The following is a 13307-nucleotide window of genomic DNA, read 5'->3' as shown; positions in this document are numbered from 1 at the left end:
TGTTCGTTTTTTTAGATTCCATTCGTTTTTTTAGATTCCATTCGTTTTTTTAGATTCCATTCGTTTTTTTAGATTCCATTCGTTTTTTTAGATTCCATTCGTTTTTTTAGATTCCATTCGTTTTTTTAGATTCCATTCGTTTTTTTAGATTCCATTCGTTTTTAGAGATTTTTACCAGGTCGTTTTTTATTTGTTTATCGGAAGCTTTTTCAGGTAATTTTTCAATTTTCAAGGGTTGAGTTCGGGCAATTTTTGGCTTTATGGGCTTTGTTTTATGGGGTTTCTCTGTCAATTGGTTGGGTAGGTTCGCCGTTTTTCGGTGGAGGAAATTTTTTTAGCTTTGTTTGTAAACGTATCCGCCTTCCGAATAGTTTTTTATTTTTTTATTGCTTAGGAGGTAAGCTCTTCCTGCATTTCAGGGAAGTTTTCGGGTTTATGTTTTATTTGTTGAAAGAAACCCGAAGAGCTTCAGGATTTTTATCTTTGAGGCTGGGAAGAATGTGCTGTCACGGAGCAGGAAACCGTGTAAAACTGGTTCCAGCGGCTTCTGTGGAACTGTTTCTTTCATTCTGGCTCACCTTTTAGACATCGAATTTATTCTTTCAGTTTGCCGGCAGACGGTAACTTATTACCTATTCTTTCTATATAAATATTTGTATCTAATGGATAAACTGCTTTTCAGAACCGCTGTATAAAATATATTTTCAAATTCCCTGTTCTATGGGCTTGTTCAGGGGTCCTGTTTTTAGGATTGTGCTGAGGTAGAGCCTTGCCCAGACAAAGGTCACTCCGGCTCCCATCCCATTCCCTACAACAATTCCCCACCAGGCCCCTACCTGGCCCATATCAAGAGTGAAAGCGAAAATAGCCGCAAAGAGCGGGATAAATACTATGGTTCTCAGGAGGTTTGCAGTAAGGGCGTTCATGCCTTTTCCTGCGCCCTGGAAGAAAGAGGTCGAAAGCATCCCTAAGGAGACTGAAGGGTAGAAGATGCAGATCACGCGCAGGAAGTGGACGAGGTCAGGTGCTATATGGGCGGCTTCTTCTGTCTGCGTGAAAATGGCTGCAATCTGCGGGGCAAAAATGAAAGTAAATATGGCAACTCCGCTTTCGATAAGGAGCCCCAGTTTTATTGCATAGGTGTGGGCTGTTTCGGCTTTTTCAAATTCCCTCGCTCCGAAGGCAGCTCCGGAAACAGAAACGACAGCTGTTGCGATACCTACGAGAGGAGCAATTGCAATTGTAGCAACCCGCCAGCCAGTGGAGTAGACTGCAACTCCGTCGGTATTGCTCACATTCACGATAATAAGGTTGAGGATAAGCATGGACAATGACATGGAAAGCTGCTGGGTCGAGGCAGGGATTGTTACTTTGAAGATGTCATTCACAATATCTCTTTCAAAACTAAAGCCTTTAAATTCGAAGGAAACGAAAGTATTCTTCCTGAAAAAGAGCCAGTTCAGCATCATCAGTGAAGATATGAATAACGAAAGAAGGGTTGCCCAGGCTGCGCCTGCAATTCCCATGTTAAAGGTGTATATGAATATAGGGTCAAGGACAATATTCAGGGCTGCGCCGAGGACCATTGCCTGCATTGCCCGCTTTGAATCCCCTTCGGCCCTGAGGATGGCGTTAGCTACGTTCGTAAAGAAAACTACGAAGCTTCCGAGGAATATCACCCTCGCGTAAGCTACTGCAAGGTTTGTTGTTCTTCCCGCTCCTACCAGAGAGAAGATCTGGGGGGCAAAAGCATAGAAGGGTATGGTAAATATCAGCACGAGCAGCAACATCATTACAATCGTATGTACGGCTACGTTGTCTGCTCCTGTTTTGTCCCGGGCGCCTATCCGCCTGGAAATTGCAGCCCCTCCTCCTATTCCAAGCCCGTTGGAAAGAGCCATGCTTATGAAAAAGAAAGGAAATACAAAGCCCATCGCAGCTAGGGCATCTGCCCCAAGCCCTGAAACCCAGTAGGTGTCTACAAGCTGGTAAATAGTCTGGACAGACATTGCGACAATCATCGGGACTGAGAGTTTGATAATTGCTTTTTTCGGGTCTCCCGAAAGGATTTCAACTCCACTTGTCCCCGGCCCTTTTTCAGAATCGAAGGGATTTGAATTTACGGCAGTACTGGGTTTCATTTAGTTATCATCCTTTTAATGTGTCCTTTTCCCTTTTCCTCTTCGGATGGCTTGATTCTTTTCTGGAGCTCAGGGGACTCAGACAGGAATTAACAGCACATGTTTTTTATGCCGTAACCTGCAGAATTAAGTTCCTTCAATGTTTCCTGCAGGGAGAAAAGGAATTCGTCTTTTAACTTTTCAGTTAGTTTTTCCGGATCAATGCAGCCGGAATATGCCGGAGTTCTTTCTATGCCCTCTATATATTCCTTTTTTGCATTCTTTCCCAGTGTAGCGTAAATTTTTGGTCAGGGAACATACGTAAGCTCATGGATTTCTCTTGCTGTCGCATCAACCGTGATAAGTAGCCTTATATAGATCTTCACGTCATTTTCCGTTAATCCGAGCTTCTTGATTTTGCTTACGAGCTCCGGGTACATTGAAGATCTCAGTATTGTTTTAGGGATCTGTTTTTCCTTTTCAGGCAGTTTCATCCAGTTTCTTCAATGTGTCGAGTATTGTCTTCAGGCTTTCCTGATAGGCTGCAATATCCTCTTCAGCAAGTCTGGTCATAACCCCTGAATAATTCTTTTCAAGCTCCTCTGTAAACCATTCCCGATAAGCTTTTCCTTTTTCCGTGAGTGAAACCAGGATTTTTCTCCGATCCCCGGGATCTCCATTTCTGCAGACAAGCCCCTTCTTTTCCAGAGCATCGATCATACTGGTCAGGCTTCCTTTCTGAAGGTCCAGGCATTTTCCAAGATTTGTGGGCATGATCTCGCCTACACCCCCTATAATCAGGATAGCTTTATTCTGATTTTTGTTCAGGTTATATTGGCTGTTACCTGTCTGATGAAATGCCTTAAAAAAATTTTTATGAAGAAGGTGGATCATCTCAATCTGAAGTTTTACAGTTTCTTTTATTCTTTCTTCTTTCATCGGTCATCACGGCGAGGCGCTTTTTACCAGTCCTGATCCGGATGATAATGCCAGGGCCAGTGACCATCAGAAGTTTTTTTGGAGGCGTTTTTGATCTTGTAGGTCTGTTTGTGAGGCGTGCCTGATTAAATCCTCTGATGGGTTCGGACTGGTTTTTACTAATTCTTTTGGATTGTACCGAAATGTACTGAATTTTATCCGATTTAACTGTTTTTCCTGGGTATCGAATACTTTGGGTTTGACTGGGTTTTTTCTATCGTTTCATCCGAATCATGACTGTATTAAATCTTATTATTTACTTTTCTTACTGTTCAATTTCAAACTAATGAAGGAACAGGTTTTATTTATATTTTATGATTTGATAAATGAAAATATATTCAAATATCGGGAATCCCTATCAGACACCCTTATTAAGAATTCTTGTCAGAGAGACTTTATCGGGGTCCGCATCAGGCCTCCTCCACAGTCTCCCTTATCAGGTATTTGATCTTGCTGCCATTTTTTCCAGATTTTGTGCTCTTTTGCTGTCGATTAATACCATAAATCTAAAAAAGTTAATAAGAAGGGATGAGTAAAACTCTTACAGCCAGGAGTTTACCTTATTCTCCCTCAATTCCCCTTCAAGTTCTCGCATTTTTTCCTGCTTAGCCTATTATTTCCTCATTTTCAGCTTTCCAGGCTGGTTGATCTATCACAAGAAGGAGAAGAGAAGAGTTTTCCGTATTTTCTACATACCGAACTTCATTTGCAGGAACAAGGACGAGTTTTCCTTTTTGAAGGGTGACTGGCACGTCATCGATGTAAAGCGTCCCGTTACCTTCAAGCGTGTAATAGGTTTCAGGGTTTGAAAGCCTGTGTGGGAGGTTTTTTTCTCCGGGACCCACAACCGCATATGCAATGCTGTAGTTGATTCCGGGGTTGTTTTTCATCCTCTCCGGGTGCATCAGTTCGCACAGGGAAACCCCTGTTGCATTGATGAATTCGCAATTTTCGGTATCTCGCGTAAATAGGTAATCTTCGATATAGAAGCCCGAACCCACAAGATACGTTTCCCCCCCGAAAGTAGCTCTTTTTATGAAACCGTATTTAGTTGAAGGTTTTGCTTCCCCGAGTTTTGGCCATTCGTAGGATACCCAGCCTTCTCCACTTTCGCTCAGGGCGGTCTCGATGAAAAGCTTTCCTATGGGCTTGCCGTTGACATCCGTAATCCCACTTACGTCCTGTCCTTCCCCTTGAATGTCCGGAGGATAGACAACTCTGATAGCCCTTGTTCCATTAAGTCTCCAGACATAGATGTAAAAATCATCATAAAGCCATTTGCTGCCATTTACCCTGAATTCGGGAAAAGATCCTTCTCCTTTTTCTTCCACAAGGCTTGCAGCTTCACGGACCTTTAAAGCAACAGTATCCTTCTGAGTCGAAAGCTCTGATTGTAGCTGAACTTGCGTGTAATTTTTGTCCCTGTCCTGTTCCCTGACCTGATCTTCCTGCTGAGAGTAAACTGAAGCGCTCAGGAGCAGAAGAACCAGAGAAATTAGAAGGGCAAACTGAATAAAGATTTTTGAGGCTCTCATATTCCAACCTTGATTATTATTTCTTTTTATATGTTTGAACGAAAGCCCTGATAGGAGTTTGAGCAGGATTCGTTTTTGAACTCTATATCCCCAGCCCTGTATCCCCTGCGTGCCAGAAAAAATGATTCGAATTTAAGAATCAATGGCTTCGTATTTTTGAGGGCTTTATTATAATTCTGATGCGTGCAAAATAGCATATAATTTTGGAAACAGGGATTCTTAAAAAAGATACTGAATGAAATGAAGAGGGCAGGGTCTGCCTGTTATAAAATGCTTTGGAGAAAATCTCTGAATTCTTGAGTCATTTTTCTTTGAGTTAACTATCCTACTTTGAGTTAACTATCCCACACTAGTTGCGGGATGTTTTCGCATCAGTACAACTTTGATTTCTTCTATTTTCCGCTTTTTTCTAGTCTTACTGTATAATATATGTTCACACTTTCACAATATATTGGTATATTTGTTATTCCTTTATTCGAGTACAATTATAACTTTTTTATAAATTTAGACTGTTGGGAAGTGTCTTATACCAGAAAATACATTGTATATTTGCTTCATCACTTGAAATCTTTTGCTTGAAATAGTCCTGCAGGCGATTTTCCAGAAAGATTGTGAGAAGATTCAAATCCAAATAAATTGGAGGTATAGTATGGAGAAACCCACATTATCTGAAAATGCGCAAAGTAAGGTGCCTGAGTTCGTAAAACTGGTAAAGGATGAACTGCAAAAGAAGAATATTAATGTTTCAGAACAAGATCTTGAAAGTTCGCTGCTTGCGGCCCAGGAAAAAGTAGGTTGCGACCAGTGTTCGAATGGTATGCGCTGGTAAGCTGAATTTTGTAGTGCATCACTCTCGGATGCACTCTTTACTTTTTTTGGTTGTTGATCTCATATGCAATTTTGTGAACAGGACTTCCCCTATTTAGCAGGAAACAGTATCTTAAGAAACGATGGAGAATATGTTGTCGCTTATGAAAGCACTGTTGAGAAAAACAAATACTTTGTTTTGCCTCTTAATATAGCCCTGATTCTTCCTTTCTTTGATGGCACCAGCAATCTATCGGATATCAAAAAACATGCTCTGGAAATCTTTTCCGGTCTTTATGAAACAGTTCATCCGGAATGCCAGGAAAACAACAGTAAAAAGTTGTCCGAGATCGTTGATCAAACAATTGCAGCAATTCTCAATTTAAATATTCTGGTGCTTGAGGGTGAAAAAAGTCCTTCGCTCAGCAATCTTGAAAAATTGATTCCTGATATTGAAGGGTATCAATTCCCCATAGTGAGATTATCCCGACCTCTGTCTGTGAGCATATCGTTTACAAACCGTTGCCATTATGACTGTATATACTGTTATGCAGAGAGGAAAAAGTGCGAGGAAAAAGAGCTCAGTCAGTGGAGCAGAATTTTTGATGAACTTCAGGAAAATGAAATTTTCCTTGTAGATATCGGCGGAACCGACATTTTTGCACGCCCGGACGCACTTGAGATATTGCAGGCAATGGTAGACAGAGATTTTGTTTTTTTGCTTTCGACAAAATCCTTTATTGATGAAAATACGGCTAAGTGCCTGGCATCAATGCATATTGGTATCGGGGATGAACCCGAACACCTGTTCCGATATGTCCAGCTAAGTATAGATAGTGTTGATGCACCAACTGCAGGTTATATGGTCAAAAAGAAAGACCATTACGAAAAAACAATTCAATCGGTTAAGAATTTAATGAAAGTAGGGATATGTCCCAAAATAAAATGCGTTCTCACCCCTTTTAATTATCTTGAAATGTCTGCTATTGTTGACGAGTTTGCGAACCTTGGAGTCAGGGATTTTCAGTTTGTTCAATACAGTAGAAGTAAATACCGACATAATAATGATTTATTTTTATCCTCTAAGCATAAAGAGTTCATCTCTAACTTTGCAGAGTACGTAAATCAAAATTACCCTCTTCTTAATATAAGCGTTGAACAAAATTTGACCACCGGAGGAAACCGAAACCTTTCTCCTGAGAAATGGAAAGATCGGGCGGTATGCTCCGGGGGCCGTTCGAATATGATTATCCAGCCAAATGGAGATGTTACTTTATGCGAACAGATTCCTCACAGGGAAGAGTTCATTGTGGGCAATGTGTTTGATGAAGGAATCATGGGGGTATGGAACTCCAAGAAAATCACTGATTTTATATACCCTCCCCGTGAAAAATTCAAAAATTCCGTATGCTATGACTGTTTAGAATTCGAAGCTTGCCATCGAATTAAAGGGTACTGTTACAGAGATGTACTTTCTTCATATGGCACAATTTATGATGCACAACCGGAATGTCCCGTTCAGACGAAACTGCCTGTTAGAGAAATTTGATAAAGCATCTCCCTAATTTTAAACAATTTGCTAATTTTTGATAACAGTTTAATTTTGACAACAGTTAAATTGTGGTTCTATGAATGAGCATATCAATCTAATCAAAAGCGGGTCAAATGGAAGTACCGTTGGAAAAGTTCTGGACTTTTATTCTTCGATTGAAGAAATGTATGCTTGCTGGGGAGTTTCCTATTCTCCTATGGTTGAAAGTTCCGTTAAGATAAGTTCCGGTTCAATAAGTTATAACAGATACTCCATTCCGATTTTTGGAATAAATGGCACTGAAATATGGCAAAAAAAAGAAAAGTTACTCGATTTGATGGCTGCCCCCGAAGAGCTATATGATCTGATAAAAAACAGGCACAATGAAAATGTTCGGATAATTGCGGGCATAAATTTCGATATGAACGCTAAAAGAGTTTACTTCCACGAAGCAAACGAAGGATATGGCTATGAATTTGATTCAAATGGTAACTGGGTCCTGAAAACCTATTCCCTTGTCACTCCTGACAATTATGCCCAGGTGATTGAGGATTTAAAAAAACTGATTCCATCGCCCCGTATATTTGATGAAATAATGAAACTTATCCCTCCGGATGACTGGAATCAGATCAGTACCAGAAATGCCTCGGGCCTGGTTCTTGGATACCATATCTCCACGGGTTCCAAAATTTGCCTGAAAGCCCTGGAAAAATCTATTTTTTATCTGGTTTCTGACCTGAATCCCTGTTCGCAAGACTTTTTTATCTGGTTTGAAAAAAATAAAAATGCATATTTGCACTGGTTAGGCATCGGTTATACTGAAAAAACAGGCCTGGAAGTAACGCTTTATCTCCGCTGCAATGAGGAATCCTGGGATAGTCGTTACCCGCCGTTAGATCTTGTTACATATCTGGATAAGAGGGTTTTCAATCTTGACAAATGAACAGGTATTAAATAGCCGGATTTTGAGTAACCGGATATTAAACGACAGGATTTCAGATAAAAATATCTTAAACGACAAGATCTCAGATAACCGGATATTAAACGACAAAATTTCAGACAACCAGATCTTTAACAACCGGATGTTAAATGCTGTTGAACTGGCGATAGGGAAGGCAAGTAATTTTATCATTTCAAATCAGTCCGACGAAGGTTACTGGCTGGATTTTTACATCCCGGGAATGGGAAAAAGTTCTCAGTGGGTAACTGCTTACATCGCATACAGCCTTTCCAGGCTCCCGAATACGGATAAATCTGTTCAAAAAGCAATAGTCTGGCTGCTTCACACAAAATTTTCTTCCGGAGGCTGGGGATACCACCAGAACTGCCTTCCTGATGCGGATTCTACAGCTAACGTGGTACGTCTTCTGGCATATTACTTCAAAAAAGAAAATCTTCTTACTCAGGAAAATTTTGTTTTTTATCTGCATGAATTTGCTGACCTGCTCGCCTCTTACCAGGATAGAAACACAGGCGGTTTTTTAACTTATTTGCCAGGTTCAAACGGGAAATATCATACAATGCCAGACAGTGCCTGGTGTATTTCCGAGCCTTCAATAACAGCAATGGCAGGAAATGCTTTTTTGACCGCAGGTCCGGAATGGTTTGAGCAGGAAATCTCGAAGGCCAGGGAATTTCTGATAAGCAGGCAGAATTCTGCCGGATACTGGGACTCTTACTGGTGGGACTGCAGGATCTACGGAACGAGTTTAGCCTGTAATTTTTTAAAGCAACTAGGAGAAATTGATCCGGTCAAGAAGGCTATCTCCTGGTTAAAGAGCATATTTGTTCCGTCAAAAGGGTGGGGAAACGGTTACGAAGCTGTCCCTTATCCTTTTTACACAGCCCTTTCCTTATCTTCGCTCCTTTTATTCGAGAACAACATCCATTCAAGAGAAGTCAAAGACTCGGTCTTATGGCTAATTGAGAACCAGAACGAAGATGGCAGTTGGTTTTCAAAACCGATACTTAGAGTTCCCGATCCGCAGGTTCGTGAACCGTGGGTTGGTTCGAATCGCGAAAAGTGTGAAGTCGTAACCGATGTTAATCTCTTATTTACAACAGCAACAGTAATGGGTGCACTATACGATTTTCTTAACTTATCAGGCTATTATTCCGGATCTGCTTCTCACGAATGACTGATCTTTCATCTTTGTGGGTGCACTGTCGCAATCAGGTTTCTTTATGGACTGGTTGCTGTTTGTGGACTATGAAATTCCAAAACGGATGTTTTTTTCAACATTTCTCCCCTATCCCCTCTTCCTTTATCATACACCCCAGATAGACCTGAGCCCATGCAAAAGTGATCAGTGAGCCAATAACCGTACCTGCAACCAGTCCCCACCATACCCCAAGCAGCCCCCAGCCTAATTCGTATGCAAAAAGCACGGCAAAGAGGGGAGTCAGGACCAGACTTCTCAGGAGAGTGGCAATAAGGGCGCTTGTTCCTTTTCCTGCTCCCTGGAAGAGAGAGGCAGAGAGCATTCCGAAGGTAACCGCCGGGTAAAAGACCGTCATAATTTTCAGGAGTCTGGTCAGTTCCGGAGCAATACGGGCGGCAGTTTCAGCCTGAGTGAAAACGGCTGAAATCTGAGGGGCAAATACGTATACGGCTATGCCTATCAGGGCTTCGGCAAGAAAGCCGATTTCCGTTGCGTAAATGAGGGCATGCCGGGCTTTTTTAAAGTTCTTTTCTCCGAAGGCGGCGCCACTAATCGAAACTACGGAAATTGAAACTCCTATTAAGGGAGCGACCGCAATGCTTGCAACCCTCCAACCTGTGGCATAGACTGCAACTCCGTCGGTGTTGCTGACATTGACAATGATGAGGTTCATGAGCAGAGCGGTCATTGCCAGGGCAACCTGTTCGACTGAAGAGGGTATTCCGACCCTGAAGATGTCATTGGCAATTGCCAGGTTAAACTTGAATGAATGAAAATCAAAAGACACATAGGTGTCCTTTTTGACGAAGAACCAGTAAAACATCAGCAATCCCGAACATGCAAAAGAGACTACCGTTGCCAGGGCTGCTCCTGCGACCCCCAGACCAAGGACGTATATGAAAATGGGGTCGAGCCCTATGTTCAGGACGGAGCCCAGGATCATGGACTGCATGGCTCTTTTTGCGTCCCCTTCACTTCTCAGGATGGAGTTTGAAACGTTTGCAAAAAAGAAAACAAAACTACCTGCAAAGATAACCCTGGCATAAGCAACTCCGAGGTCCGTAGTCCCTCCGGCCCCGCTGTACATAAAAAGGTCTCTTACGAAGGCAAGTCCGAAAATCGTAAGGGCAACCGTGAGGATTACCATGAGCACAAAGGTATGCACTGCAACATTATCCACGCCTGCCTTATCCCTGGCCCCTATCCGTCGGGAGATTGCAGCCCCTCCACCCACACCAAGCCCGCTTGTAAGCGCCATCTGGATAACGAAAAAAGGAAAAGAGAACCCTATGGCAGCCAGGGCATCTGCCCCTAATCCCGCAACCCAGAAGGTATCGGTCAGGCTGTAGATGGTCTGTACGGACATTGCAACTATAATCGGAATCGAGAGCTTGACAACAGCTTTTTTGGGGTCCCCGAGAAGTACGTCCACTCCCTCTGTAACTTTTTGAGAGGGGATGCTTCCTGTTTTTTCCTTTCCATCCCGGCTTTCTTCTAATTTTTCCTTTTTTGCCTTTTTTTCTTCTGTGTTCCCTTTTTCTTCTGCCGTTTCCATACTCATTTTTCCCGCCGTTTTTGGACTTGCATGTTTTTTATTCAATCATATGTTTTTATCCTGTTCTTCTTTGATCTTTCTGCTTACGCATTTCACTTATTCTTCTTTGATCTTTCTGCTTGCATGTTATATTCTAATCTTCTTTGATTTCTCTGCCTTTTACATTTTCTTATTTGAAACGAAATGTTTTTTATTTTCCGTTCATATGGATTGATTTAAAAGTAAACCTGAAAAACACATTTTGTGGAGTGGAAAACTCAAACCCGCTTAATCTTCCTGGTGCTGGTCAAACTCGATTTATCTATATAAGGGGCAGGGTTTTTATATCCGAATCTATCTCTGAAAAAGCAGTTCCCAGCATCTTCTTATTACAATACAATTTGCTTTAAGGTTGATCAAACAAAATACAGACTATCAGAAGCCATAGGCGAATTTTAAATGAGGATGGGAAATTCGCGAGTTAAAATGCCTGTAAATTCGATTCCTTTTCACTCCTTTTGGGCCAGAGTAAAATCATGATTTGTTGACATAAAGTTTCAATCCACGGGACTTCCACCTCGGATCAGATTTTTGCTAAATTCATGGATCAAATAAAGTGATATGTTATGTTTTCAAAATCCGATTTCAGGGGAATAATAAATTCGATGGGGCTTGTTTTTGGAGATATCGGAACCAGTCCCATCTATACCCTTACGGTTATATTCCTTCTAACAAGGCCTACGGAAGTTCATGTGATAGGCGTTTTATCTTTAATTATCTGGACCCTTATCACACTAGTAACCGTGGAGTACGCCTGGCTTGCGATGAGCCTGGGAAAAAAAGGAGAAGGAGGGACTATTGTTTTAAAAGAACTGCTCGTCCCTCTCATTAAATCCGGCCGAAATGCGGCTTTTATCACGCTGTTAGCGTATATAGGGGTCTCTTTTCTTGTAGGGGACGGGGTCATTACACCTGCAATCAGCATCCTGAGTGCCGTTGAAGGCCTGAGGATCATACCTGATTTCCAGGACATCGGGCAGGGGGCTATTATGTTCATTGCCGGCATAATCGCAGTAGCTCTTTTTTCAGTCCAGAGCAAGGGAACGGAAGAAATCACCTGGGTCTTCGGTCCAGTAATGGTTTTATGGTTTGCATCCCTCGCATTTTCAGGTATTGCCTCAATATTTTACACTCCTGGTGTGCTAAGAGCCATAAACCCTTATTATGCTATCAGTTTTCTCCTACATAACGGGTTTACGGGATTTTTTGTATTATCCGAAGTTATCCTGTGTGCGACCGGAGGAGAAGCACTGTACGCCGATATGGGGCATCTGGGAAGGGAGCCGATTCTGAAAGCTTGGAGACTTGTATTTTCCGCACTGGTCTTGAATTATTTAGGACAGGGAGCATTTATCATTAGAAACCCGGAGTCAAAAAATATTCTCTTTGAAATGATAAATCAGCAGGCAGAGGTCATATATATCCCATTCCTTATCCTGAGTATCACAGCTACGATTATTGCTTCTCAGGCCATGATCAGTGGCATGTTCTCAATAGTATATCAGGGCATTACGACCCGGATAATTCCCATGCTGAAGATCGATTATACTTCAGGCAAATTGCGGTCCCAGATATATATCGGTGCAGTAAACTGGCTTCTCCTTATTTCCGTCTTATTTATGATTTTTGAGTTCAGGGACTCCCACAGACTTGCAGCTGCATACGGGCTGGCAGTTACGGGAACCATGTCAATTACGGGCCTGATGATGACTTTGATTTTTTATTTAAAAGGGAGGATGTTCAGGTCTTTTGTATCTCTTTTTGTGACCGTTATCGACGTAGTATTTCTCCTTTCGAACACTTATAAAATCCCTCATGGAGGTTACTGGTCCATTGTGATAGCAGCAATTGCATTTTCTTTGATCATTATATACACTTCCGGACAAAAGAAGCTTTATGAACTGATGAACCCCATGAAGATTGGTGATTTCCTTGAAAAATATAAGCAGGTGTATGCCAGTGAAAATAAAATCAGTGGGACTGCTCTTTTCTTTGCCCGAGACATAAATTATGTTCCCAGGTACATTTCCAATGTAATGTTTGAGAACAACATTATTTATGAAGACAACATCTTTATTTCAATTATCAAATGTGAAAGTCCTTTCGGAGTAAAAAGCTCTTTTGCAAAGGATCTGGCAAAAGGGTTGAGAGTTTTTGAGATAAATGTGGGGTATATGGAAGTAATTGACGTTGTTCAGATCCTTAAAGATAAAGGCATTCAGGAAAAAACAATATTTTACGGAATAGAAGACATTCTTACCAGTAATCTTATATGGAAAGTCTTTTCTGTAATTAAAAAACTGTCCCCTTCTTTTGTCCAGTTCTATAAGCTTCCTTCTGATAAGCTTCATGGGGTTTTGACAAGGTTTGAAATGTGATAGCAGAACAGGAAATATGGAATAATGTTTTGTAATATGAGCGTAGGTCAGGAAATATGAAAGCAGGGCTGCATTTTCAAGTACTTAAGCCTTTCAAATACCTGAGCGGAAATTTTTATGTTTAAATCAGATACATTCAGGTAAAAAAGCCAAATCCTATTCTCTCAGCCCCCTAATTTAATAACAAATTTATGCTCCTCGT

12 protein-coding genes are annotated in these 13307 nt (G+C 41.5%); 5 read left to right on the top strand and 7 right to left on the bottom strand.

The window, feature by feature from the left end; all coding sequences use genetic code 11:
• Window positions 1–106 precede the first annotated feature (106 nt).
• The 6 genes from MA_RS16670 to MA_RS24735 form a co-directional block, all read right to left on the bottom strand.
• Window positions 107–292 carry a hypothetical protein gene (locus tag MA_RS16670; protein ID WP_048065632.1) on the bottom strand — a complete coding sequence of 62 codons (186 nt, stop codon included), beginning with the start codon at window positions 290–292 and terminating at the stop codon, window positions 107–109.
• Between the two features lie 141 nt (window positions 293–433).
• Window positions 434–568 (bottom strand): hypothetical protein, encoded by a 135-nt coding sequence (locus MA_RS29500; RefSeq protein WP_281085298.1) that lies wholly within the window; start codon window positions 566–568, stop codon window positions 434–436.
• Window positions 569–704: 136 nt separating this feature from the next.
• Window positions 705–2141: an MATE family efflux transporter gene (locus MA_RS16665; protein ID WP_011023126.1), complete on the bottom strand. Its 1437-nt coding sequence runs from the start codon at window positions 2139–2141 to the stop codon at window positions 705–707.
• Window positions 2142–2428: 287 nt separating this feature from the next.
• Entirely contained in the window at window positions 2429–2560 is a 132-nt protein-coding gene (locus tag MA_RS28890) for a helix-turn-helix domain-containing protein (RefSeq protein ID WP_226990636.1), read from the bottom strand.
• A gap of 40 nt (window positions 2561–2600) precedes the next feature.
• Window positions 2601–3059, bottom strand: coding sequence for a MarR family winged helix-turn-helix transcriptional regulator (locus tag MA_RS16655; protein ID WP_048065631.1), 459 nt, complete (start codon window positions 3057–3059; stop codon window positions 2601–2603).
• 644 nt (window positions 3060–3703) lie between these two features.
• Window positions 3704–4633 carry a cupin domain-containing protein gene (locus MA_RS24735; protein ID WP_011023123.1) on the bottom strand — a complete coding sequence of 310 codons (930 nt, stop codon included), beginning with the start codon at window positions 4631–4633 and terminating at the stop codon, window positions 3704–3706.
• A gap of 649 nt (window positions 4634–5282) precedes the next feature.
• On the opposite strand from MA_RS24735, the gene MA_RS16640 reads away from it, so the two are divergent.
• From MA_RS16640 to MA_RS16625, 4 genes are all read left to right on the top strand, one after another.
• A complete protein-coding gene (locus MA_RS16640; protein WP_157860289.1) occupies window positions 5283–5462 on the top strand; it encodes a hypothetical protein in 180 nt (59 codons plus the stop codon).
• A gap of 63 nt (window positions 5463–5525) precedes the next feature.
• Entirely contained in the window at window positions 5526–6989 is a 1464-nt protein-coding gene (locus tag MA_RS16635; RefSeq protein ID WP_011023121.1) for a radical SAM/SPASM domain-containing protein, read from the top strand.
• A gap of 79 nt (window positions 6990–7068) precedes the next feature.
• Window positions 7069–7914 carry a hypothetical protein gene (locus MA_RS16630; protein ID WP_011023120.1) on the top strand — a complete coding sequence of 282 codons (846 nt, stop codon included), beginning with the start codon at window positions 7069–7071 and terminating at the stop codon, window positions 7912–7914.
• Window positions 7904–9109, top strand: coding sequence for a prenyltransferase/squalene oxidase repeat-containing protein (locus MA_RS16625; protein WP_048065630.1), 1206 nt, complete (start codon window positions 7904–7906; stop codon window positions 9107–9109). The genes MA_RS16630 and MA_RS16625 overlap by 11 nt, the downstream gene beginning before the upstream one ends.
• 97 nt (window positions 9110–9206) lie before the next feature.
• Here the strand turns inward: MA_RS16625 and MA_RS16620 are convergent, their stop codons facing one another.
• On the bottom strand, window positions 9207–10694 hold the full coding sequence (locus MA_RS16620) for an MATE family efflux transporter (RefSeq protein ID WP_048066453.1): 1488 nt from the start codon (window positions 10692–10694) through the stop codon (window positions 9207–9209).
• 599 nt (window positions 10695–11293) lie between these two features.
• Between MA_RS16620 and MA_RS16615 the strand changes: the two genes are divergently transcribed.
• On the top strand, window positions 11294–13105 hold the full coding sequence (locus tag MA_RS16615) for a KUP/HAK/KT family potassium transporter (protein WP_011023116.1): 1812 nt from the start codon (window positions 11294–11296) through the stop codon (window positions 13103–13105).
• The last annotated feature ends 202 nt before the right edge of the window (window positions 13106–13307 follow it).

The organism is Methanosarcina acetivorans C2A, assembly GCF_000007345.1.
GTDB lineage: Archaea > Halobacteriota > Methanosarcinia > Methanosarcinales > Methanosarcinaceae > Methanosarcina > Methanosarcina acetivorans.
Note: the sequence above shows the minus strand (reverse complement) of the source record. Positions and strands in the feature narration are given on the sequence as shown.